Raw genomic sequence first — 25,509 nt, 5'->3', positions numbered from 1 at the left:
GGATGTAAAAGGAAACAATTTATTTGATGAAATAGCAGAACGAATAAATGCATCCACTGATGTTTATATAGGGGAAGTTACTTTATCAAATGTTTATGATTTGAAGTTAGTACTATCCAATGAATATACATTTGAATGTTTTATTAATAAAAGTTATCGTGATAGAGAATGCTGGAGATTTTTTAAAGATGATGATGAAAATCATTGGGTTGTTTATGGTGATGGATATGTAGAATATGAAGGTTAACCAAGCAATTGTTCTGTTATAATGTATATGAGGTGATTATATATACAATTAAAAGGGAATAACAAATACATTCTTGTTGGTAGTGTAAATAAATTTGTGTCTTTGGTAAAAAACACTTCCCTCTTAGTAAGAATTAAGTTATAAATTCTAAACTAAGAAGGAGTTTTATTATGGCACTAGCAAAGGAACAAATACGACAAATGTGATTGAAGTATTAAATCTGCCAATATCGAAAAGTAACAAAGATAAATGGTGTATTTCCGAGTGATGGAGCACTAGAGAAAATGCTGTATCTTGCGTCAGAAAACATTATAAAGAAGTGGATCCAACGTTATCGTAACTGGGATCAAGTACTGAGCCATTTCAGAGGTATTGTTAAAACACGCAACCATTTACTACACCACGGCTCTTTATCATATAATGAGTGTCGCATTGGCATTTTTTCTAGACTCAATATAGCATCCATTATACGTCTCGTCTGCTTTTTGGCGGTATCTAGAACCAGCAAATTAAAAGCGATATACTCGAATATATCTCTCAAGTCGCACTCTGCTTATTCAGTATACACAATATTCCAACTCATACACCGTAATCCCTATGCATTTTATCTGCAACCTTTTGCGCTGTTACAACTTTACCACAACTCAAGTCGTTTAAACCTTTCTCAATTTCAGTATTGAATTGTTCAGCTGTTAATGATTCATATGCTACTGGTTTACTCTGTGGAAGTTTCATTTCAAATGGGATCCCCTTTTGAATCACTATTTGACGAAGAAATATGCTAATAGCATTAGACATTGGAATACCTAGTTGATCTAAAACCATTTCTGCCTGTTCTTTGATTTCCGGCTCTACTCGAGCAAATATATTAGATGTTTTTGCCATACAATCGCCTCCTTTATACTTATTTATAGTATAGCATTTCTGTATTGCGATATGCATGCGATTTGCAAATTTAAAGACCTAGCCTTTCACTAATTTCCCTTGGTACATCTTCTTGGCTACAATATTTATTCCAAATTTCTTTTGGTACTTTTTCAGCAGTGGTAATTCTTCTTTCGTTACGATTAGTACGCTTCTTCCTGGTTGTCCATTTCTTCCAGTACGTCCTGAACGGTGTAGATATTCCATCTCATCTTCTGGAATTGATATGTGGAAAACGGTATCTATTCCATCAAAGTGTAAGCCTCTGGCTGCTATATCTGTTGCTACAAGATAATTAATCTTGTTAGAACGAAATTGTTCTACTACACGTTTACGATCTTCCTTAACATTAGACCCATGAAGACATTCTGCTTTTAATCCTTGATATACTAATTTGTAAGTTGCCTCTTCTATGTCACTTACCTTATTAATAAATATCATCGCTCTTTTCGCTTTCATAATTCTAGTTAATTTGCGTAAGGTTTCTAACTTATCTCTACGTTCTACAACAAGATAGATATGCTCAATATTAGAAGGTATCGTCTGTGTCTTCTCTGTCTTAATTACCTTAGCATCCTTCATCATATCCATCGCAACTTGTGTCGCCTTCTTTGTTACACTAGCTGAGAATACTAATATTTGGCGATCCTTCATCGTACACTTGATTACTTCTTGTACGCCTTTTATATTATCTGGATTTAGCAGCTTATCACCTTCATCGATAACAATAGTCTTTACGGTATGTGCCGTTATCTTTTTCTTCTTTATTAATTCGTGAATTCTTCCAGCTGTTCCAATAATAATCTGTGGCTTTTCTTTTAGTTTTTCAATCTGTCTTGTTATATTGACATTACCGATTATTACTGCCGATTTTAACCCTATACCAGAATTCTTAGACAATCGTTCTACCTGTGCATGAACTTGCATGGCTAATTCATGTGTTGGTACTAATATAATAACTTGATTTGTCTTTTCTATTTCTCTATATTTCTCAAAAATAGGGACAAGGTAAGCAAGCGTCTTTCCTGATCCCGTTTCTGACTGCGCTATAATATCTTTTCCTTCGATAATCAAAGGATACACAAGTTCTTGAACCTTAGTTGGATTCGTAATCTTCTCCACTTCTAACGCCTTCACTAACTGGTTCTGTGCAATAAGTTCACTAAACTTCATTTAATCCTTACTCCAATCTACTGTAATATAACATTTATTATATTATTCTATCACTATTCATTACTATTGTCTAAAGTTTTATCCCACCACATGCATAATATAAATTTTAAGATTTATTTAAGTAATTTTTATCTTCTTTAATCCAAATTATATCTGTGGTATAATAGAAGATATAAGAAATATTAAAATACTTATATAATAGTTAGATAATCTACTTATTCTGTTCTAAAGAAAGTGAGCGAGTATTATGAGAAGAATTGCATTAATGATATTACGTAATCTCTTTGTCTTTCCTTCTTGGTTCTATCATATCAGTAAATATGGTAACCACCCTGAGAAATACGATGCAAATACACGTTATTCTTATTTACGCAAAGTAACGAAACGTGCAAATAAATCAGGCCGAATACAAGTTGTATGTGATGGTCTTGAAAACTTACCAAAAGAGTCAGGATATATTCTCTTCCCTAACCATCAGGGGTTATTTGATGCATTAGCATTTCTTGAAACACATGAAAGACCTTTTGCAGCAATCATGAAGAAAGAAGTTAAAGATATAATACTTATAAAACAAGTGATTCAGCTTCTTCAATGTCTTATTATTGACAGAGAAGACGTAAAACAATCCATGATGGTTATTCACAACATGGCAAAGGAAGCCAAAACAGGTCGTAACTTTGTATTATTTGCCGAAGGTACCCGAAGTAAAAAGGGAAATCATATCGGTGAATTCAAACCTGGTAGCTTTAAGAGTGCTGTTTATGCCAAGTGTCCTATTGTACCAGTAGCACTACTTGATTCCTACAAAGTATTTGATACACATTCTTTAAAGAAAGTAACTGTTCAGATTCATTATCTGGAACCTCTATACTTTGAAGATTACAAAGATCTTAAAACAGTTGAGATAGCTGCAATCGTAGAAAAACGAATCACAGATGCTATTGCCAAAGCAGAGGCAGAACGTGGTAATGAATATATTGCTTAGTTTATACATTTTTATAAAAATTTGAAATGCAACATTAAATAATCCCAAGAAATTGAGGTTCTATGGCGAAGATTTCATATTCGCCATAGAACCTCAATTTCAAACGGAATCTACTTTCCTAACTTAACTAGATTCTTATCTGACATTACCGTGCTATCGTTATATAAGAGTAATACATCTGTTATACCAAATTGGTCTACGATTTCTTCCAAACCCATATTAAGATATCTTAAATCAACTAAAACAACCTCTTCAAAGTGGTGTGCAAGTATTGGTACCATTGTATGTGCATAGGAATCTTTCACAACTAATAATTTCTTACCATTTTTATTACTTGAAGTAACTTGTGTCATTGCATTGTTGCCACCTAAGAAGATGGAGTATTTATCTACACTCTCTAGTTGTTCATAATCAAACATGGAGTTAAGTTCTTTTTCTCCCATGTTGATACTAACAGTATAATCTTGTCCATCATCAAACAGTGTTATTTGATCTGGAGAAACATTAGTATTAACTTTATTGTAAATCGTACCATAGAAATCCGAAGTTGCCACTACCTGCTTGTACTCTTCAAGTGGCTTTGGTGTTAACCCCAGTGATTTAGCCCAGACTTCATATGCATAATAAGCACCAAGGCTAGTCCAGTGGTGATCTGTCTTATAGTAGATGTATTCGTAGCTTTTATCCTTTAGATTCTGATTTACATCAACTATTAACTGACTTGCTATCTCATCAGAAACTTTCTTACCTACTAATTCACGTATCTCTTGATTGATAATTCCTTGATTAATAAATGGTGCATATGGTGGTAGTTTTTCTTCAAGAACATAACCTGCTGTAGGAACGAATAACGCTCTGACATGTTCCTTTCCTAGCTTCTCTTCATATTTTACCAAGAAGTCAGAAAGCCATTTCTTATTCTTCTCCCATTGTTCTAAATCCAAATCCTGTTCTTCTACTTTTTCAATAAGATACCCATCTTTTGCGAAGTATACATTATTAATATCTTGTTTACCCGCCATTCTCTCCACTATTGTTTTAATACGAATCCATTGATCTCTTCCTACGAATTGATCTGTAATATAGGTTTCGTACTTGGAAGTAAATTCACCATTTAGAAACGTTTCTTTTGATAACTTTGGCATCTGTTCTAGATATCTTCTTTCTCTCTCAGAATATTCCTTTGGTTTCGTTACCAAACTAGCTATGGTAAATCCAAAGATGAATATGCAAAATATCACGCACGTTAGTATATTTAATCGTTTCTTCATCTTTCACACCTCCTAAAATCTAAAATATAAAAATGGATTGTAGGATGCATCAACTAAATAAGCTACCGATAAGAACAATATCAATAAATAATAGATGTTGCATATAATCGTATTCGGTAAAGTAACTTTATCCATCTTCTTTTTAACAAGTTTAGTAAGTATTCCCGAAGAAGCTAATATCAGAATTATTAGTAATACCCCGTTATTATATAACAAATAAATTGTTTCCCCATTAGCAAAGGAATTACTCATTCTGCCAAACATAGCTGCTAGATAATCCTTTCCCTCAGAAATATTATCAAAAGCGAAAATTACCCAACCTAATAATACGAAGAACATCGCATATATTCTTGATACAAAGGCAGGTAACTTTTCTAGATAACGCAATAGAAAGATTTTTTCTAACATTAGCAAAATAGCAAAGTATAATCCCCAATATAAGAAATTCATACTTGCTCCATGCCAAATCCCCGTCAATAGCCATACAATAAAGATATTACGTATTTGCTTAGCAAGGCCCTTCCTACTCCCACCAAGTGGAATGTATACATAGTCGCGAAACCAGCTACTAAGGGATATATGCCATCTTCGCCAAAACTCTGTAATACTCCTTGAAATGTATGGATAATTAAAGTTTTCTAGGAATGTAAAACCAAACATATGCCCAAGACCAATTGCCATATCTGAATATCCAGAAAAATCAAAATAAATTTGGAATGCGAATGCAAAAATACCAATCCACGCTGTTGCAACAGTCACATTCTCAATATTCATTGCATTTATGTTATCCCAAAGTAAACCAATGTTGTTAGCTAATAATACCTTCTTGCCTAGGCCAATCACAAATCTTTGTATCCCATAGGCAAATTCATCTACCGTTTCTTTTCTATTCTTTAATTGCGTATCTACTTGATTATACTGAACAATTGGACCTGCTATCAACTGTGGGAACAACGTTACATACGTTCCAAAGTCAATTATATTCTTCTGAACGATTGCATTCCCTCGGTAAATATCAATGGTATAAGACATCGTTTGGAATGTATAGAATGATATTCCAATTGGCAACGCTAGTGACAAAGGTGTAAGAGCACCATCAGCCACTTTATTAACCAAATCAATCACAAAATCTGTATATTTAAAAAATCCTAATAAAACCAGATTAATTATAACTGCTAAAATAACAAAAAACTTTGCTTTGTTTCTCTGGCCTTTCTTAATATAATAGTCTACGAATCTACCATTTGTATAATCCACAGCAGTGGAGAATAACATCAACAAAATATAGACTGGTTCTCCCCATGCATAGAATAACAAGCTCATAAAGAATAATATTGCATTACGATAAGCTCTAGGCACGATATAATACAATACTAATACAATTGGTAGATAGCGAAACAGAAATAATAAACTACTAAAAACCATTATTCTACTCCTTTATCTGTAGTGAATTAACTTGATATACAAGACTTACATCCTGATCAAACTGTTTATTCAAATCCTCTTGAATATTTGCTAATAGTGATATTGGTTCCTCAACGTACGAAAAAGATATATTCATACCAATCAAATTCTTCTCTAATTGATTACTGTTGCCCCCATTATCATATAAGACAATATAGATAGGAACTGAATCTAGTTCTTTACCTTCAATAGTTTTAACTAAATAGTAATATCCTTCATTGCTACTATAGGAATCTACAAGAATTCCTTCTCCATTTATAGCTTCTATAACCCCCCTCCGTTGATACTCCAATCCATAATTGACTGGTTCAATTGAATATTCACCATTACTATCTGCTACATGATTACCTTGTTTTGTAATCATATGTGGTAATAAAACAACTGCCATTGCAGCCACAGCCATAACTACAACTCCTGAACGAAAAGTTTTTACGAATCCCTTTCTTCTAAACAAGGATTCCCCTTTAACTATTATTGATTTTTCATCTTGACTGTTATGTGCTTGTTCTTCTTGTAACATTCGAGCTTTTTCGTATATTCCATCTATAAATTCTCTATTACTCTTCATACGTAAAGCCCTCCTCTTCTAATACCTTTCTCAGGGATTTCCTAGCTCGATGAACCAATACTTTAACCTGGGCTACGGTTTTGTCTAGTACCTTCGCTGCTTCTTTATATGAAAATTCTTCAAAATCTATTAATATAATTACTCTTGCATACTCTTCTTTCAATTTCTCTAGTGCATGTGCTATTAGCTCTTTATTCTCATTATGAATAACATGCTCAATTAATTTGTTCTCTTCGCTAGATAACTCTGTCTGTTCCTCTATATTGACTGCAGATTGCATATGTTTATTCTTACGAATATAATCTACTGCCTTATTACGACCTATTGTAAATAGATAAGTTTTAAAACTTGCTTTTCCATTATATCTCTCTTTATAAACATACACGTCCACGAAAGCATCCTGAGTAATATCCTCGGCAATATTCAAATCTTTCACATACCGATTCAAAAAATATATTAATAAATCCTTATATTCAAGAACAAGCTCTTCAAATCCACCAATATCCCCATCAATGAATCTTTTATATCGTTCTTTATCTAATTCATTTAAATTATCTTTTCTTACTTCCATAATCACTGATACCCTCCAAGGTACAAATCTAATCCTTCGTAATTCAATTACAATAAATTATACCATGTCAGGTATTATATAAACAGCAGGTATGAAAACCTGCTGCTACATTTTAAATTATTTTGTTAGAACACCATTAATTGCGTCAACAGCTATTTGCACTTGTTCTTTTGCTGCCTCAAGAATTGCTTCGTCACCTTGTTCTTCCACTTCCATAGGAATCTCCCCTAATAAGATAAAGAACACATAGTTACCAATTTGTTCAACTCTTGATGCTTGGATTTTAACCTGATTAACTGGATATTGCATACTGTCATTTATTAAATAATCACGATGAGAATTAAGTGCATCCACCACTTCTTGTACATTTTCTTCTTTTGCTTTAATTGCAACAAATGTATCTACATGAGCACTCATCATTGGGCCTTGGGCAATATATTCTTCACACCAATCCTCTTTTACTCCAAAGATACTCTCTAAAGCCTCAGCATCGTAATCCATACTAGGAAGATAGCTATCTCCATATGCCTCTTGTACTGCTGTTTGTATTTCGCTTACGGCTACATCTTTAATATCTTCTGCTACTTGATCATCTTTTTTACTTGAGCATGCGGTTAAAGAAAATGCCATAATTCCTACCATAACTAAACTCATTATTTTGTTCATTCTTTTCATATTAATATCCTCCAATTTGACACTATTTATTAGCGCCTTTATATTCTTAAAAATTTTGACTACACTTATTATTCGTAAATCATATAAAAAGGTTACACTTTTTTAAAAAACAATTTGTTGTATCGCCTATCTGGCTATGCTATAATAATCTAGTATAACTAATTACTTGTATAACATTCAATCTGAATAGTTACACTTGATAACTTAAGGAGGATATCTATGACAAATATTACGGCAGATGTAAAGTGTCCATACTGTAAAATTGGATTTGAAATTAATGTAGATTTAGAAGCAGAAGATGAAAAAGATTTAGAAGGTGAAGATTCTTTTGATATCGATTTCGATGAAATGGAATGCCCAAACTGTGAGAACTTCTTTGCTATGCATGGTAAAGTAGAAAAAGTTGATGATGAATACCAATTAACAATAGAATCCATCGACTAATATAGTGCAATGTAAAAAACACTCCAAAGAAAGAGTATGCCTATGACGAATATATCATATACGTCATAGGCATTCAATTCTTAGGAGTGTTTTTGATTTAAAACGTTTCCTTAATTTCCGTTATCTGGATTTTGGAATGATCCATCATTTCCAAAGAAATAACTATATGGATCAATCTGTTGATTATTATCACCGCTATCTGGTACTTGTTCACTAGAGTTGCCTTGTTGATTATCCCTGCTATTGTCTGGAACCGTAGCCCCGTTGGAATCCGCATCATTTGATGTTGTCGTATCTTCTTTCATTACATCTGTTTTCTTCTTTAATTTAACTTCAATTGTTTTCTCAACAAACTGACCATTCTCTAATCTTTGAATCGTTATTGTTACTTTCTCTCCTGCAGGATAGCTTGATATTCTTTCTTGCATTGCTTCTATAGAAGTAACACTTGTATCATTAATCTTTGTTATAATATCTCTTGCTAAAATTCCACTCTCTTCTGCTGGACCGCCTTCTAATACAGAAGCAATATACACACCTTCTGGCCAACCATATCCATTGATCATTTCAGAAGTTACTGTACTACCAGAAATACCAAGGAAACCTTCTTCGCCTTCTTTAATTTTCTCACGATTCATAAGATCATTAATAATTGGTGTAGCACGAGAAATTGGAATAGCAAATCCCATACCTTCTACCGAACTATCCGCATATTTAACAGAATTAATACCAATAACTTCGCCAGCTATATTAAGCAATGCTCCACCACTATTTCCTGGATTGATTGCCGCATCTGTTTGTAACAATGTCATTGTATTATTTTCAACAGTAACTTCTCTTTCTGTAGCACTAATATATCCTACAGTAGTTGATTGTCCATAACCTAATGCATTACCAATAGCGATCGCCATTTGGCCAACTTTGATATCATCAGAATTACCTAACGTTGCAACCTTAATTTTTCCCATAGTATCGCCACTAATATCACTTAGCTTAACAGCAATTACAGCTAAATCTGATGAGCTATCTGTTCCTTTGATCTCTGCCTGATAGATTTGTTCATCTATAAATTGAACAGCTATTGCTTTGGCACCATCTATTACATGGTTGTTGGTAACAATCAATAACTCTTCATCGTTCTTACCAACGATTATTCCAGAACCACTACCTTCAACTTCCTGTTCATAGTTTTGACCGAACCAATCGTTATAGGATTCTGTCACAGTACTTGTAATAGCCACAATAGAAGGCATTGTTTCAGATACTACATCGGATACATCTGTATTATATACTACACCAGATTCTGAAACAGTAGTTGTAGCAATTGAATTATCTCCTTGATTTCCATTCAAGGAAGCATTGCCTATATTACTACCATCCCCGTTTGATGAACTATTTGTTGGTCTAGCGTCTGGATTTATTCTATAATATATCTCATTGGCACCTAAGAAAGTCACACTAGCTATAAGACCAAATGCTGCTGCCATAGCTACAAACTTTACAAATTTCTTTCCCTTTTTCTTAGTCCTCTTTATATTTTCCTCTATGTGGACAACATTCTCCTCTGGAACATTTTGTCCTACATTTAAATAATCATCTTGAGGGATTTCTTCTTTAGAATAGCGATACGATGTATCTTGATATTGATACATATCATATACATCTTGGTTCGTATTCTGGTTCTGATCATAGTAAGTATTGGTATCATTAGTGGTATATCCATCCCCATCATTTTGGGAATTATTATTGGAACTCATATTATTGATATCATAATCTTTTTCCATCCGTGATCTCCTTTCCTGCCTTTTTTATATTGACAATTGCGAAACTCTTGTGTAATATCTAGAAGCAGTTTGCCTGCTTCTCTTAAATTATAGTATATAATGTAAGTATAATAAATGATTAATTTTATTTATTTGTTATCATAACATTAAAATGTGTAAAGAATGTGAATAATAAGAAATTATTAAGAATTTTTTTATTGTAGATTAAAAGTTCGTAATGTATTATAATAAGGACGTTACGTCAATAACTTTTTCCAATCTATGGTTATTGCAAACAATTCAGTTTACAGAGGTGATCTCATATCAATGATAAAAGACAATCAGAAAACATTTAATAGGTTTCATGGAATTCTGGACTTAATAGCATTATTCATTGCATATTCATTAAGCTATGTAATTCGTTTTATTATGTTCAAACCAGATAAGGGGTTCTTACCATGGTCAACCATGCTACATTATTTCATATACCTGGTCCCTGTTTATTCACTAATCTATTATTGTTGTAATCTTTATGCGCCAAAGCGAAGTAAAGGACATAAAACAGAATTTATTAACATAGTGAAATCCAATATTATTGGAATTATTTACTTCATTCTGGTGTTATGGATCTTTAAAAAAGAAGTTAACGTTTCACGTTCATTTATTAGTATATTCTTTATATCGAATACAGTTATTATGTTCCTATACAGAATAACACTTGTGCGTATACTTCATGCAATTCGAGCTCATGGTTTTAATCTGAAACATATATTAATAGTAGGTTATAGTCGTACTGCTGAAGGCTACATCACTCGTATACAGGCTAATCCTCAATGGGGTTATCATGTACTTGGTATTCTTGATGATACAAAAAAAGAAGGTGATATGTACAAGAATATTAAGGTCCTTGGCAATACAGATAAATTGACTGCGTTACTAGAAAAGAATGACATTGATGAAATTGCTATTACATTAAGTATAAGCGAATATTCAAAATTAGAAAATCTTGTAGCTGCTTGTGAGAAATCTGGAGTTCATACATTATTTATCCCAGATTACAATAATATTATACCTACCAAACCATATATCGAAGATTTGGGTGGTCTACCGATTATTAATATTCGCCGTGTACCACTTAGCAATACTTTTAATAAAACGATTAAACGATGTATTGATATATTTGGAGCATTAGTTGCTTTAACTATCTTCTCTATCCCAATGTTGGTTGTAGCTATTGCTATTAAAACAACATCAAAAGGGCCACTAATATACTCGCAAGTGCGTATCGGTCTTCATAATAAAGAATTCAAGATGTATAAATTCCGTTCTATGGAGATTCAGCCAGAATCTGTTGAGAAGAAAGCATGGACAACCCTTAATGATCCGCGTGTTACCCCTATCGGTAAATTCATACGTAAAACAAGTATTGATGAATTACCTCAGTTATTCAATGTTTTAAAAGGTGAGATGAGCTTGATTGGACCTCGTCCTGAAAGACCTTATTTTGTCGAAAAATTCAAGGAAGAAATTCCTCGTTATATGATTAAGCATCAAGTTCGTCCAGGTCTTACTGGTTGGGCACAAGTAAATGGTTATCGCGGTGATACTTCCATTAGAAAGCGTATTGATCATGATCTATACTATATTGAAAACTGGACGCTTGGCCTTGATATTAAAATATTATTCCTTACTTTCTTTAAGGGATTTATTAATAAAAATGCATACTAAAATACGAATGTAACATTCACATATACATTCGCCAACATAATAAGTCGGGGTACTCCATTTAATTTTGGATTGTATCTCGACTTTATATCTAGGAGGCGCTTATGAGAAACAACAATCAAGAAAACTATGAAAATCGTAAAGTACTGGTAAAGAGAGCAAAAAAGAGAAAGAAAAAACGTTTACGTAGACTTATTATAATTGAGTTACTGGTAATCCTAATACTATTACCGGTCGCATACTTATTCTTCCAACTTAGTCGTATTCCAAGGCAGGAGCTTGATCTTGATAACATTCAAGTTAATAATATCAATTTAGATGAACTGAAAGGTTATCGCAATATCGCTGTATTCGGAGTAGATTCAAGAGCTAATGATTTGAAAAAAAATACACGAAGTGATTCCATTATGATTGTTAGTATTAACAAAAAAACAAAAGATGTTAAAGTATGTTCTCTATATCGTGATACCTATGTTAACATTGAAGGACATGGATATACCAAACTAAATCATGCCTATGCATACGGTGGACCTGAATTAGCTATTAATACAATTAATAAAAACTTTGATCTAAATGTTACCGATTTCGTTACTGTTAACTTTAGTGCTGTTACTAATGTAGTTGATTTACTTGGCGGTATCACTCTTGACATTAAAGAAGATGAACTAAAACATGTTAACAATTACACTCGTGACGTTGCGAAAATCAATGGAACCGATTATACGTACCTAAAAAAGACTGGCAAACAAACTGTTGATGGTACGCAAGCTACTGCATACTGCCGTGTACGTTATACAGCAGGTGGTGATTTCACTCGTGCAGAAAGACAACGTACCGTAATGGATCAAATATTTAAGAAAGCAAAAAAAGCAAATCCTTTCACACTTGTTAAGCTAGCCAACGAAATGATTCCTCAAGTTTATACAAGTTTATCAAACACAGAACTTTTAAGCTTAGGAAAAGATATCTTCTTCTACGATATCAAAGATCAAGCTGGCTTCCCATTCGATAATACTGCTAAGAAAATTGGTGGGGTATCTTATGTACTAGCTGATACACTATCTTCTAATGTTTCAAAACTACATGAATTCTTATTTAATCAAAAAGATTATGAACCTTCTAAGACTGTCAACGGTTATAGTTCTGAGATAGCTGGTAGGTAATTCGATTGATAGCAAAAACTCCGTGAATAATAGATTCGCGGAGTTTTCTTGTACTTGTGTAATTTCAATATTGAATGCAAAACTCTAGATATTCTTTCATGGCTTCTTAGCTACTGTACTATGACACAAAACACGCTTCACACCTAAGTACTTCTAAGTGTGTACATTGCGGTATCCAAATGATACGGAACCGCCTTCGATTCGGCATCCTGCCTCAGCTCAGGCTTGTTCGGCTTCCATGCCTCACATTCCTAGAATATAGAGTACACACTAAGAAGTACTAAGATATTCCGCTATTATTTCTTAGTCATAGTACAGCAGCTAAGAAGCAGGCCCACATTTTCTAGAGTTTTGCTTTTGTACTTTACTGGTACACAAGTACAAGTAAGTTAACTAACGTATAATTATTTAGGATTATTAACTATAACTAATATTTTTGAGTTCCACATTTTAACACATATTATCTAGGAATAATAAATTCTCTCCACTCCTTCTTATTCCCATAGTATTCAACATCAACTACTGGTGTGAGCATAGTCCTTTGACTTCAAGAGCGATTCAGGAACAACAATCATTTCCACTATCATCAGTAATAAAATGTGATAAGATAGTCAATCTTTCAAAGACATTATTTGTTGCAGAAATGTAACTCGGTATTATTCGCACCAGGTAATGTTATCGGTACTACACTTTACAACAGGTGTATCCTGAACGGCATATCCTAATGCAACAATGCCTGAATCGCTTCAATTGTGTTCATTATGATACTCCATTTATTATTCAACAATCTATTGCCTTCTCTTGATATAAAAACTATACTATATCTAAAAAGTAAAACAAGTACGCAAGTTTTTGTATGTGGCACTGAAAAATTTTTGCTATTATTTAGAATCCGAAAAGATATAGAGAAAGGTTTGTGTAAGGTAAGTGAAAATGGACGATCAAAATAAAATTACAGATGCTCAAAGAGCCTTATGGGATGGATTAGGAGCTCTGTGGCATCAGAAATCAATATATCAGATAGGCATCAAGGAATTGTGCCAGGCATCTCATGTAGCACGAAGTACATTCTATGTTTACTATCAAAATATTGATGAATTAGCAGAAGAGATGGAAACATTTCATATGAGAAAATTAATCGAAATGAACCAGGAAGTACCATATGTCTCAGAAGAATGTAATTCTTATGATTTCTATCACAACACGCTTACATACATAGAGGCAAATAAACAAATATTTTATGCTTGGCTCATTGCGTTTCCAAATAACAGATTCATCAACAAATGGAAGCAGGCAACAAAAAAACACTTGTTAAAACGGATTGGTAATGGACATAAAATTCCGAATCAGGATTTGATTTTGGAAATGATTGCTTCGGAAGTTATTGCAGCTTACACATATTGGTTACAAAATCCATACGAAATAGATGTGCATAAGATGGATGAGGTTGTAGGTAGTACACTAAAATTTATAAAATGATTTGGTCAGGGCAAGGATTAGACACTTTGTCCTTTTTTGTCGCAGACGTTTAGCAATCCAGTATCATATAATCAATCTAAAGAATACGAAGGAGGTTATAATCATGGAATATACCTTGATAACTGGTGCATCTGGTGGAATAGGCTATGAATTAGCCACAGAATGTGCAAGACATGGCGAGAATCTTATCTTAGTTGCAAGAAATAGAGAAAAACTAGAAAAAATAAAAAATAGACTAATGGATAAATTTCATGTTTCTATTGAAATTATATCTAAAGATCTTGCAAAACCGGATGCAGTGAAAGAACTGCATGAATTAACAACCCAGCGAGAGTATAGAGTAAATTGTCTTATCAATAATGCAGGCTTTGGAGATGCGTCACCATTTCTGTCCTCTGATTGGAAAAGGCAATCGGAAATGGTACAGCTTAACATCACTGCTTTAATGCAAATGACATATTTGTATGGAAATGATATGAAACAGTGCGGTAGAGGGAAAATTCTAAATTTATCTTCTGTCGCAGCATTTTTGCCGGGACCCAATATGTCTATTTATTATGCATCAAAAAGCTTTGTCTTATCATTTTCAATGGCAGTTGCGGAGGAACTAAAAGGGAGTGGAGTTAGTGTTACGGTAATCTGTCCAGGCCCTACGAATACAGGCTTTGAGAAAGCAGCAAATATGCAGAATGCATCCATGTTTACATTCATGAAAGCAGTTTCCGCAGACCGTGTTGCAAGAAAGGCATACCAAGCGATGCAAAAAGGGAAAATGTTAGTATATCATAGCCCACAGACGTGGTTGGTAAACCTTGGCTCAAGAATTGGAACAAGAAACATTTTGACTAAGTGCGCAAAGAGGGTAAATGGTTGATAGGTATAGGAGTGCAAGAATATGGAAAATAAGCAGATTAAAATTCATGTGTTACATACGGGGGAGGTTTGTGTATCTCCTTATCTTCCGTTTGGTGGAGATAACTGTAGTCTGATTAAGGCGACTGGACTTACAACGAAGAAGAAAGACAGACTGTGGCTTCCGGTCTCTGCATATTATATTGAACATCCAAAGGGAAAATTACTAGTGGACTGTGGCTGGGACAGGGCAATGAGTCCTAATGGGGAATATGATACAATGGCTCAAATTAAGTCATTGGGCTCTCCAATCCTCTACTTAGTGAATCAAGGAAGAATAGGAAAAGGGCAGGCGGTTAATGAACAGCTGAACGCAATGGGTGTGAAAACATCAGATATTGATTATGTTCTGTTGACACATCTTGATTGCGATCATGCAAATGGGCTACCACTTGTAAGTGATGCAAAGCATATTTTAGTGGCGAATGATGAGATTGCATGTGCAAGTAAGCACTCTGTTACACGTTATAAGAAAAAATGGTGGAAAGATGTAAAGCTTTCTGGTTTTGATTGGAATGATGATAAAGGACCTGTAAATAAATCTTATGATTTATTTGGAGATGGAAGTGTTCAACTCATTAACATACCAGGTCATGCAGATGGGCTATTTGCAGTGAAAATAGTTGGTGCAGATGGAAAATATGTATTGTTGTATTCTGATGGGGGCTATGCAAGACGGTCATGGGAGGAGATGATAACATCTGGGATTTCTCTTGATAAGAAGTTGCAAAAGCAGTCATTACTCTGGATTCGAGAACAAAGTTTGGATGATAATTGTATAGAGTCGTTAGCAAATCATGATCCGAATGTGATTCCTCATAACATCTTATTATAGGCAGAGCTAGAAGCGAATTCAAATTAAATGAACTGAATAATGATACTCCTATGTTAATTAACATCCACTACAGATAAAGTTTTCATGCGTTATTAATTCAAATGTCAAAAGGTCTTAGTTTAAGTTAATGATGGATAATCAATATTTTTTTCATTCATTAGTGTAGTCGTACTTCTTAGTGTGTACATCATAGCCTAGGAATGCGAGGTATAGAGGCCGAGCAAGTCTGAGCTGAGGCAGGATGCCGCATCGAAGACGTTTCCTACCTTTTTGACAACTGTATTGTACACACTTAGAAGTACTTAGATGTGTTGCGTGTTTCGTGTTATAATTCGTCAGTTAAGAAGCTATGATATGAATATAGAGTTTTGCCTTCAACTCCTAAAAACACAAGTACATCAAAAGTTGTTCCTATCTCTGTGTCACTAACTGAATAACACGCTCCGTTGACTTTCCATCAAAATAATCATAATGTTTATCTCGAAACCATTCAATTCGTTCACGATCATATTTATCTTCATATATGTTCATTTTTATTGATTCAATAACTTCTTCCATCGTTCTAACTACCATACCTGGTACAAATTCTTCGTATGGTTCATAAAAACCTCTTCCTTCACTTTCAAAGGCTTCCAAATCATAAGCGTAGAAAATCATTGGCTTTTCTCTTAGGCAATACTCATAAATTATGGATGAATAATCCGTTATAAGCGCATCTGCTACAAACAATAAGGTATTGGTATCTGGATAAGAAGATAGATTAAATATTCTACCTTTATACCTTTCTTGCTGTTCTTTTGTCCATGAATATTGTTTTGCTACAAACGGATGAAGCTTAATAATACAAACTAAATCTTCAGGTAATGAGTTAATTAATGCATCTAAATCAAGTTTCATCTTTGGTTTAGCTACTTCATTATCACGAAATGTTGGGGCATATAGAATAATTTTCTTACCCTTTAATTCTGGATATTGATCATAGAATTCTTTCTTTTCTTCTCGTTTCTTTTCCACATCGAACAAGACATCTGTACGAGGTAAACCTGTTGCATACACCTTATCCATCACCACGCCGAAAGCTCCTGCATACTGCTGCCTTATTCCCTCTGCATTCACAATTAAATGAGTAATTGTACGATTTGCGTGTTTCTCTAGCTTCTTTAAATTTCCTTCGTTGGCATCTTGACCGAATTTCTTAATGGTTCCCGTTCCATGCCATAACTGCACAACCTTTGTCTTAGAAGAAAAGTGTAGATATGACATCGGTAAGAATATGTTATCTAAGAAGATATAGCCTGCTGTTGCCATATGAAATGGTTTTACTAAAAAGAAAGATAGAATACTCTTAACTCTTCCTCCATTCTTAACTTCAGCTGTCTCTTCTTTCTTAATATAATAGAATCTAAAATTAGGATTTTTCTTCTTCATCTCTTGAATAATCATTCCAACATTGCTATCCATACTACTATCATGTGTCATAATACAAAATACCTTTTGCTTATTAACCTTAGTAAAAATACGATTAATATAGAAGAAAAATGCGAAGATCAAATATCCAATTTTTTTGGCTAATTGTTTCATAAACTAATCTCCATCCTTACTGATATGTGATTTAATAATCTCTACAACCTTTTCAGATGCATGTCCATCATCTAAATGATTGTATTTTTTACGAAATTCTTCGTATTTTACTCGGTACTCATTGGCATCATAATGTAGGATATCATCAATTAAATCCTCTGTCTTAAGAGAAATTGGACCTGGTACATCCGAAACGAAATCAAAATAAAAACCTCGCAGAGTGTCCTTATATTTTTCTAAATCATATGCATAGAAAAACATTGGTCGATTCAACAAACTATAATCAAACATAACAGATGAATAATCCGTTATTAATATATCAGATACCAAATATAAATTGGCGATATCATAGCTCTTATCGTAATCATAGATAAATCCCTTATAATCAGTCCAATCAATGGAATCTTGAATAAGATAATGATATTTAACAACACATACATATTCATCTCTTAACTTCTCCATAAACATATGGAATGCTAAGCTTGGATTAAATTTGTAACTTCCCTGACAATAGAACTCATCATCTCTCCATGTAGGTGCATATAAGATTACCTTCTTATCAAGGGGTAATCCAAGTTCTTTCTTAAGCTTTGTAATTGTCTCTTCGTTGTTACTATTGAATAAGATATCATTTCTTGGATAACCTACCTCAACCATTGTCTTATAGAAGGCAAATGCTCTACGAAAGATTGCACTAGAATAAGAATTCTGGGATAAGAGATAGTCCCATGTCCTAGCATTATCATAAAAATCCTTCTTATATTCGTCTGTATCTTTCCCTTCCGCCATGGTTACTTCTTTCATATCCAAAGCTAACTTCTTAAGGGGAGTTCCATGCCATGTCTGAATATATGTTACACCCTTACGCTTAATTAAGAACCTAGGCTGTCTACAATCAAATACCCATACCTTAGCTATTGCCATATAATAAAGGTATTTAAACCGTCCATACTTAGCAATTTTGGCATTCCCAGGGATTTTCGTATTTTCATTCTCAAAAAACCAAACTATTTTATAAATCTGGTCTAATCCTTGCTCAACCATGTTCTCATAGATAGCCTTTGGGTTCCCCGAATAATTTCTACCCAAATTACTACCGAATACAATGGTCTGTTTCTGTAATGGCAATATCTTTGTAAATATTCTATATATTAGAACTACGCACTTCTTAATAATGCTTCGTGCTAATTGTAATACTTTCCTCATATTAACTCCTTATTATAGAAACTGTTCCAGTTAATAACGAAACTCATCTACACATTATATCATACTTCTAGACTTGAAACTATGCTAAGAAACGATAGTGAAGTAACAAAAGTTCTTCTTAGTGTGTGTATGAATACATAGGAAGACGAGGCATGGATGCCGAGGCAGCCTGAACCATGATAGGAGGTCATGTTGAAGGCGTGTCCGTATATTTAGAAAATGTTACACACACACTTAGAAGTAACTTAGTTACGTAGCGTGTTTTGTGCATAGTTTCAAGTCTAGAAGTATGTCAAAACAGTCGAGGAGTTTCGTTCTAACCTCGAATCAGTTTCTCCACTACTCTTTCGGCTGCATGTCCATCATCAACTTCACAGAATCGATCATAAAATCTATTATAACGTTCTTTGTAAGTTTCTTCAATATCATTAATATGTTCAAGCGCTTGTATTAATTCTTCATTGGTCTGTAGTAAAGGACCTGGCACTTCTGTCTCCATATCAATATAAAACCCATGCAACTCCTCTCTGTATTTCTCTAAATCGTAAGTAAAGAATAGAATTGGTCTTCTTAAATTAGCATAATCAAAGAATACCGATGAATAATCAGTTACGCAGATGTCTGATGCAAGATATAGTTCCGTTATATCCTGATAGCGGCTTCCATTGTATACAAATCCATCTCCACATAGACTGTCCACTTGATCTACAACAAAGTAATGGGTACGTAAAAGAAGTATATACTCTTCACCTAATCTCTGTTTCATCTGGTTTATGTCAATAGCTAATGAGAATTTATATTTACCATTGGAATAGAATTCATCATCACGCCATGTTGGAGCATAGAGTATAACCTTCTTATCAAGTGGTATTCCAAGCTTTTGTTTTACTTTCTTAGCAATCTCATGGGCATCGTCTGCATACAACAAATCATTTCTAGGGTAGCCATATTCAACAATCTTCTCTTTATCATATAAGAATGCATGCTCAAATACCTCTGTTGAGAAGGCATTATCAGAAAGAAGATAATCCCACTTTCTAGATACCTTATAAAAATCTTCTTTATGTGTTAAAGAAGCAGAATGTACATCTTCCATATCAAACACTAATTTCTTAAGAGGCGTACCATGCCAAGTTTCTATAAACACGCTCTCTTTTCTCTTATTGTACCAAATAGGCTGTCTACTATTGAACACAAGGTATTTTGCCCTAGCAAGATAATAAAGGTACTTATATGCATTGGGCTTAATAACAATAGGATTACCTGGTATGGCTATACTATTGTCTCTCATTACCCAAATATATTTATAATCGTTACCATATTTTTTTAGCATATACTCATAGATGTATTTACAATTATCAGAATAACTCTTACCACCAAAACTCTCAAATAAAACCCAGTTTGCCTTAACTGGCAATCTGCGAAAGACAAGTTTGTCTAATGCTCTTGCTCGTTGAATGGTATTTCCAAACAAGCCCTTCTTCTTTTTCTTCATAATCATCTTATTAGCAATTTTAACTGCCTTTGCTCGTTTGCCATCCTTAACAGCAGCAAGTATTTGTTGTTGCTGTTTACTAAAGTTCATAAAGACTCGATTATTCATATCTTTTAATGCTAAGGAATAGGCTTCCATTGCAGATTCCGATAATACATAATCCTTCTTGCCATGATATGATTTTTCATAATTTTGCAAAAGAAATCTACAGCAATAACGATCTAACAGATGTTTTAATACCTCTTTGTTAGCCCCTATACAGCTCTTAGAACTAGCAAAAGCATCAAAGAATTGCTCCATACGATTATCTGCTTTTATTTGAGACAAGGAAGGGTATTGAATCGTGTCATTATGACTTCTTTTTGCATATGTTTTCATACAAGTGCCAATCCAGATATTATCTGCCGTACTTCTTGCTAGCATACCCGTTACGAATGAAATATCTGTGTATAATTGATTGACTTCATCAAATTGTAATTCTGTATCTTGTAGCCATGATCGCTTAATTAGCAAATTAAGTACACTGATCTCTTCTTTAAATAACTGATCTGCTACGTCACATACATCATATCTCTTTGTCTCAACACTTGCGATTTCTCTCGAATCTCTATCCTTCATCTGTTCATCAGACTTTAAAAAGGTATAACGCTTAAACCATGTAGGACACATAGCTCCATAAACCACTGTGGCTTCCAAAGAATATGCTAGTTCGAGCATTTTACTTAGTCCATCATGTATCAAATAATCATCGCTATCAAGGAAATATACGTAATCTTTACTTGCTTTACTAAGTCCTAGATTCCTTGCAGCTGCTACACCTGTTTTATCTTGCAAGATAAGTTTACTTATCGGTAATACTTCCTTATACTCTTCAAGTAGAAGGAGGTCTTCATTTTCCACTTTCACATTATGAAGGGCATTTCTATTATGAAGTGCAATCTTATCCAGAACAATAAGTACTTCATAATCTTCAAGTTTTGATTCAACTATACTGTCTAAACAATCTCTTAAAAAATGTTCCCCTCTATGATATGGAATAATTATACTAACACCCAATACCATTTCCTCCTGTATACAAAATAAGGCGCCACACAAATATCTTCATCTAGAAATACTTTTGTGTGGCAACCTCTTTTAGTCTTTTAATGCTATATATAAATCTTTAATCGTGTCACAGTAATATGTTGGCGGAAACTCTGTAGTCTTAAGATCCTCATATTTTGCTTCACCAGTAAATACAACCACGGTATTTACACCTGCGTTAATTCCACATGCAATATCGGTATAGAGGCGATCTCCTATAACAATGGTTTCCTCTTTCGTAAATCCACTTAATTCACAAGCCATATCAACCATAAGGCGATTTGGTTTACCAATATATATAGGTTCTCTTTTCACAGCTTCCTTAATCATATTACAGATTGCTCCACAATCTGGAACATAACCATATGACACAGGGCATGCCAAATCAGGATTTGTAGCTAAGTAATCAACATCCGTTGTTTGCAGCAGCTCGCATATGTTCTCAATTTTGGCATAATTTAATTCATTGTCAAAGCCTACGACTGCAGCAACAATTTTGGTTTTTGTATATTCGTTAACTTCTTCCGTAATCTGAAGGTCATACTTACGTAATTCCTTAATGAATGATTTCGTACCAAGTACATACAGTAATTGATTATCATATCGGTGCCTTAGATAGGTAGCTGTTGCTGTTGAAGATGTTAAGAAGCTACTATGGTCAACTGGTATCCCCATCTTTGTGAACTTAGTAATATAATCTTCTATACTCTTGGTAGAATTATTCGTTATGAACACATACTTTCCACCACGAGCAGTTACTTCAACAAGAAAGTCTAATGCCCCATCAATTGGTGTTGCATCAAAGGATACCGTACCATCTATATCGAGAAGAAATAACTTTTTCTGTTTTATGTCACTTGTAATCGCTTTCATTGGCTATCCTTTATTTTTCTTCTTGGTGATTGGTTGCTCCAATATTTAAGTCCTGTTTAATCTTAGTTGTTGATATTCCTTCTGTACGAGGAAGATACACAACTTCGCAGTAATCTTTTAGGAAATCAAATTGACCTTCCCAGTCATGACCCATAACAAAGATATCAATGTTGTTATCTACAACATCCTTGATTTTTTGTTCCCATGTATATTCAGGGATTACTTCATCAACATATTTAATTGCTTCTAATATTGTTTTACGATCTTCATAAGAGTGATAAGCTGTCTTATGTTTTATAGCATTGAATTCATCAGAAGATAATACAACTAGTAAATAATCTCCCATTTCCTTCGCTCTTCTTAATAAATTAATATGACCAACATGTAATAAATCATAAGTCCCGTAAGTAATAACTTTTTTCATTTTAATATCTTACCTTTCCTTTTATTTATTTAGTTTTTCTTCATATATTGCACTAACTTCTTCTACTGTACCATTGGCAATAATTTGACCATGTTCCAATATAATCGCTTTGTCACATAGACGTTTGACTTGTTCCAAAGAATGGGATACGAATAATACAGTTACTCCTTTATCAAACATATCCTTAATTCTCTTTTCACTCTTCTTTCTAAACTTAGCATCACCAACGGATAATACTTCGTCAAGAATCAGTATTTCAGGCTCTACAATGGTTGCGATAGAAAAACCTAATCTAGCTTTCATACCAGAAGAATAATTCTTAACTGGAACATTAATAAAATCACCAAGTTCTGAAAATTCTAGAATCTCTTCATATTTTTGTGTAATAAATTCTTTCGTATAGCCTAACATCGCGCCATATAAGAAGATATTTTCTTTACCTGTATATTGTTTATCAAAACCAGCACCTAACTCTAGTAATGGTACAATCTTACCCTTTTTTGTTACCGTTCCTTCCGTTGCTTTTAGTACACCTGCAATAACTTTTAGCAAAGTACTTTTACCAGCACCGTTAAATCCTAAGATTCCAAGACGCTCTCCACGTTTTAGTTCAAAACTAACGTCTTTTAACGCCCAAAATTCTTTGTATGTTATCTGTTTCTTTAATTTCTTTATAATAAATTCTTTTAAGTCATCAACCTTTTCTGCACTTAGGTTAAACTGCATTCCAACGTGATCAACTTTTAGTACTACATCTTTCATCGATTGCTCCTTTCAACTCTCTCCCATTCATAAGCATTTGTAAAACGTGTAGATTGCATTTCACAATTGAAAATCCATCTATATATTCAAGATAAATTTATCCTGTTTCTTATAGAAGAACCATACACCTATGATTAAGGAGCCAAAACTAAATACCGTTGCATATACCAAAGCATTCAAATCCATAGAAGTACCATAGATTATGGAATTTCTAAAATTTTTAATAATTGCAAAGAGTGGATTGATTTTGAATACCCATTCATATCCGTTCTTAATTACACTCTCTGGTCCATAGAAGATTGCACTACAGTACATAATTAACATTAATGCAACTGACCACAAATATTCAATGTCACGGAAAAATACAGCCAATGAAGATAATATCATACCCACACCAAGTGACATAATGAATAATAATATCAAAGGTATAATTGCTTCAAATACATGCCATGTAATTGGTACTTTCATAACAATTGCTACCACTGCCACCACTGGCAATGATAGTAAGAAAATCAAAAAGTTCGATATTACATTGGATAATGGATAGATGTACTTTGGTATATATACCTTTTTAATCATTCCACTATTGGTACGAATTGATTTCATTGCAGCCTTCGTTGAATTCGCAAAGAAGGTATAAAGCAGTCTACCTGTTAGGATATACAATGCAAAGTAAGGGTCATCCTTGCTACGCAATTGTGAGAATACAACCGTCAAAACAAGCATAGTTAGTAAAGGCTCTAATAACGTCCAAAAAAGTCCCAAAATTGATCTTCTATATTTTAGTTTAATGTCTTTCTTTACTAACTCCGATAATAAGAAGTTGTACTTATATAAATTCTTAATACGATTTTTCATTATAGGTAACCATCCTTTAACTATTGGTTATTTTTTGGATTAAAAACAGTTTCAGCTACGTGTTCTGAAGCATGTCCATCATCTAAGCTACAGAACTTATCATAGAATACTTTGTAGCGGTCACTGTATTCACTTTCAATCTTATCAATATTCTTGATTGCCTCTAACACTTCATCCGATGTAAATAGTAGTGGTCCTGGTACTTCTTCTAACATATCGATATAGAATCCACGTAATACATCACGGTATTTTTCTAAATCGTAAGTGAAGAATAACATAGGTCTTTGTAGATTTGCATAATCAAAGAATACAGAAGAATAGTCTGTAATTAAGATATCAGAGATTAAATAGATCTCAGCGATATCATCATATTTACTTAAATTGAAAGCAAAATCTTCCACACCAGTAGTATCTAGAGAGTCAGCGATATAATAATGTGTTCTTAGTAAAACCACATATTCATCACCTAATTCCTGCTTCATCTTTCTTAAATCTAGTTTTAGTTCAAACTTATATTGTCCACTTCCATAGAATTCATCATCTCTCCAAGTTGGAGCATATAATACCGTCTTCTTATCTAGTGGAATACCTAATTTCTTCTTTAATGCTATTGCTTTTTCCTCTTTGTCTGGTGCATAGAGGATGTCGTTTCTTGGATAACCAAACTCTAGCATCTCTTTATTAAACATAAATGCACTTCTGAACACTTCCGAAGAAAAATAATTTGCTGATACTAAATAATCCCACTTTCTTGAATCCTTGTAGAATTGAATTTTATGCTGTGGAGATGCTCCACATACTTCATCTTGATCAAATACTAATCTCTTAAGCGGTGTACCATGCCATGTCTCTAAGAAGATACTACCTTCTCTTTTACGTACCCAACGAGGTTGTCTTACATTGAATACGAAGTATTTACAACGTGCAAGATAATATGCGTAACGGATACTGAATCTCTTAACCTTCTTATGTGGGTAAGGAATATCTGTATTTTTATTATTAATTACCCAGATGAATTTGTATTTACC

General features: G+C 33.7%; 24 protein-coding genes and 1 pseudogene. 9 read left to right on the top strand and 16 right to left on the bottom strand.

The annotated features are described in order from the left end of the window. Window positions 1-247: hypothetical protein (locus ACW2QF_RS05915; RefSeq protein WP_455715074.1), on the top strand; the 247-nt coding region annotated here is incomplete at its 5' end. A gap of 193 nt (window positions 248-440) precedes the next feature. Further along, window positions 441-606, top strand: a pseudogene (locus ACW2QF_RS05910) (transposase); the annotation flags it as partial. Between the two features lie 220 nt (window positions 607-826). Here ACW2QF_RS05910 and ACW2QF_RS05905 read toward each other — a convergent pair. Next, window positions 827-1,132 carry a type II toxin-antitoxin system RelB/DinJ family antitoxin gene (locus tag ACW2QF_RS05905; RefSeq protein WP_455715073.1) on the bottom strand — a complete coding sequence of 102 codons (306 nt, stop codon included), beginning with the start codon at window positions 1,130-1,132 and terminating at the stop codon, window positions 827-829. A gap of 78 nt (window positions 1,133-1,210) precedes the next feature. After that, the gene (locus tag ACW2QF_RS05900) at window positions 1,211-2,344 is read right to left on the bottom strand and encodes a DEAD/DEAH box helicase (RefSeq protein WP_455715072.1); all 1,134 of its coding nucleotides are present in this window, start codon (window positions 2,342-2,344) and stop codon (window positions 1,211-1,213) included. A gap of 247 nt (window positions 2,345-2,591) precedes the next feature. Here ACW2QF_RS05900 and ACW2QF_RS05895 point away from each other — a divergent pair, with 247 nt between their 5' ends. After that, a complete protein-coding gene (locus ACW2QF_RS05895; RefSeq protein WP_455715071.1) occupies window positions 2,592-3,329 on the top strand; it encodes a lysophospholipid acyltransferase family protein in 738 nt (245 codons plus the stop codon). Window positions 3,330-3,439: 110 nt separating this feature from the next. On the opposite strand, the gene ACW2QF_RS05890 is transcribed toward ACW2QF_RS05895, so the two are convergent. From ACW2QF_RS05890 to ACW2QF_RS05870, 5 genes are all read right to left on the bottom strand, one after another. After that, window positions 3,440-4,600 carry a DHHW family protein gene (locus ACW2QF_RS05890; protein ID WP_455715070.1) on the bottom strand — a complete coding sequence of 387 codons (1,161 nt, stop codon included), beginning with the start codon at window positions 4,598-4,600 and terminating at the stop codon, window positions 3,440-3,442. Between the two features lie 12 nt (window positions 4,601-4,612). Next, window positions 4,613-6,025 carry an MBOAT family O-acyltransferase gene (locus tag ACW2QF_RS05885; RefSeq protein WP_455715069.1) on the bottom strand — a complete coding sequence of 471 codons (1,413 nt, stop codon included), beginning with the start codon at window positions 6,023-6,025 and terminating at the stop codon, window positions 4,613-4,615. Between the two features lie 4 nt (window positions 6,026-6,029). Next, a complete protein-coding gene (locus ACW2QF_RS05880; protein WP_455715068.1) occupies window positions 6,030-6,632 on the bottom strand; it encodes a hypothetical protein in 603 nt (200 codons plus the stop codon). Further along, complete coding sequence (locus ACW2QF_RS05875; protein WP_455715067.1) at window positions 6,622-7,203, bottom strand: RNA polymerase sigma factor; 582 nt, start codon at window positions 7,201-7,203, stop codon at window positions 6,622-6,624. Before ACW2QF_RS05875 ends, ACW2QF_RS05880 begins: the two co-directional genes overlap by 11 nt. A 117-nt stretch (window positions 7,204-7,320) precedes the next feature. Continuing rightward, window positions 7,321-7,878, bottom strand: coding sequence for a DUF4358 domain-containing protein (locus tag ACW2QF_RS05870; protein ID WP_455715066.1), 558 nt, complete (start codon window positions 7,876-7,878; stop codon window positions 7,321-7,323). Window positions 7,879-8,097: 219 nt separating this feature from the next. Here ACW2QF_RS05870 and ACW2QF_RS05865 point away from each other — a divergent pair, with 219 nt between their 5' ends. Continuing rightward, on the top strand, window positions 8,098-8,322 hold the full coding sequence (locus tag ACW2QF_RS05865) for a hypothetical protein (protein WP_455715065.1): 225 nt from the start codon (window positions 8,098-8,100) through the stop codon (window positions 8,320-8,322). A gap of 110 nt (window positions 8,323-8,432) precedes the next feature. On the opposite strand, the gene ACW2QF_RS05860 is transcribed toward ACW2QF_RS05865, so the two are convergent. Continuing rightward, window positions 8,433-10,106, bottom strand: coding sequence for a S1C family serine protease (locus ACW2QF_RS05860; RefSeq protein ID WP_455715064.1), 1,674 nt, complete (start codon window positions 10,104-10,106; stop codon window positions 8,433-8,435). A 306-nt stretch (window positions 10,107-10,412) separates the two neighbouring features. Here ACW2QF_RS05860 and ACW2QF_RS05855 point away from each other — a divergent pair, with 306 nt between their 5' ends. From ACW2QF_RS05855 to ACW2QF_RS05835, 5 genes are all read left to right on the top strand, one after another. After that, window positions 10,413-11,813, top strand: coding sequence for an undecaprenyl-phosphate glucose phosphotransferase (locus tag ACW2QF_RS05855; protein ID WP_455715063.1), 1,401 nt, complete (start codon window positions 10,413-10,415; stop codon window positions 11,811-11,813). Window positions 11,814-11,914: 101 nt separating this feature from the next. Next, window positions 11,915-12,973, top strand: coding sequence for an LCP family protein (locus tag ACW2QF_RS05850; RefSeq protein ID WP_455715062.1), 1,059 nt, complete (start codon window positions 11,915-11,917; stop codon window positions 12,971-12,973). A gap of 933 nt (window positions 12,974-13,906) precedes the next feature. Then, window positions 13,907-14,452 (top strand): TetR/AcrR family transcriptional regulator, encoded by a 546-nt coding sequence (locus ACW2QF_RS05845; protein ID WP_455715061.1) that lies wholly within the window; start codon window positions 13,907-13,909, stop codon window positions 14,450-14,452. Window positions 14,453-14,555: 103 nt separating this feature from the next. Next, the gene (locus ACW2QF_RS05840; protein WP_455715060.1) at window positions 14,556-15,326 is read left to right on the top strand and encodes an SDR family NAD(P)-dependent oxidoreductase; all 771 of its coding nucleotides are present in this window, start codon (window positions 14,556-14,558) and stop codon (window positions 15,324-15,326) included. A 21-nt stretch (window positions 15,327-15,347) separates the two neighbouring features. Further along, complete coding sequence (locus tag ACW2QF_RS05835; protein WP_455715059.1) at window positions 15,348-16,199, top strand: MBL fold metallo-hydrolase; 852 nt, start codon at window positions 15,348-15,350, stop codon at window positions 16,197-16,199. A gap of 411 nt (window positions 16,200-16,610) precedes the next feature. Here ACW2QF_RS05835 and ACW2QF_RS05830 read toward each other — a convergent pair whose 3' ends face one another. The 8 genes from ACW2QF_RS05830 to ACW2QF_RS05795 all read right to left on the bottom strand — a co-directional run. Next, window positions 16,611-17,780 (bottom strand): CDP-glycerol glycerophosphotransferase family protein, encoded by a 1,170-nt coding sequence (locus tag ACW2QF_RS05830; protein WP_455715058.1) that lies wholly within the window; start codon window positions 17,778-17,780, stop codon window positions 16,611-16,613. 3 nt (window positions 17,781-17,783) lie between these two features. Beyond that, entirely contained in the window at window positions 17,784-18,986 is a 1,203-nt protein-coding gene (locus ACW2QF_RS05825; protein WP_455715057.1) for a CDP-glycerol glycerophosphotransferase family protein, read from the bottom strand. Between the two features lie 316 nt (window positions 18,987-19,302). Continuing rightward, on the bottom strand, window positions 19,303-21,537 hold the full coding sequence (locus ACW2QF_RS05820; protein ID WP_455715056.1) for a bifunctional glycosyltransferase/CDP-glycerol:glycerophosphate glycerophosphotransferase: 2,235 nt from the start codon (window positions 21,535-21,537) through the stop codon (window positions 19,303-19,305). 78 nt (window positions 21,538-21,615) lie between these two features. Beyond that, window positions 21,616-22,437, bottom strand: a complete 822-nt coding sequence (locus tag ACW2QF_RS05815) for an HAD-IIA family hydrolase (RefSeq protein ID WP_455715055.1) — start codon at window positions 22,435-22,437, stop codon at window positions 21,616-21,618. 10 nt (window positions 22,438-22,447) lie between these two features. Further along, window positions 22,448-22,861 carry a glycerol-3-phosphate cytidylyltransferase gene (gene tagD / locus ACW2QF_RS05810; protein WP_455715054.1) on the bottom strand — a complete coding sequence of 138 codons (414 nt, stop codon included), beginning with the start codon at window positions 22,859-22,861 and terminating at the stop codon, window positions 22,448-22,450. Window positions 22,862-22,882: 21 nt separating this feature from the next. Next, the gene (locus tag ACW2QF_RS05805) at window positions 22,883-23,623 is read right to left on the bottom strand and encodes an ABC transporter ATP-binding protein (protein WP_455715053.1); all 741 of its coding nucleotides are present in this window, start codon (window positions 23,621-23,623) and stop codon (window positions 22,883-22,885) included. Between the two features lie 78 nt (window positions 23,624-23,701). Then, complete coding sequence (locus ACW2QF_RS05800; protein WP_455715052.1) at window positions 23,702-24,481, bottom strand: ABC transporter permease; 780 nt, start codon at window positions 24,479-24,481, stop codon at window positions 23,702-23,704. Between the two features lie 20 nt (window positions 24,482-24,501). Next, a partial coding sequence (locus ACW2QF_RS05795; RefSeq protein WP_455715051.1) for a CDP-glycerol glycerophosphotransferase family protein occupies window positions 24,502-25,509 on the bottom strand: 1,008 nt, incomplete at its 5' end.

Source organism: Anaerosporobacter sp., from assembly GCF_965301125.1.
This window is presented reverse-complemented; position numbering and strand designations above follow the sequence as displayed.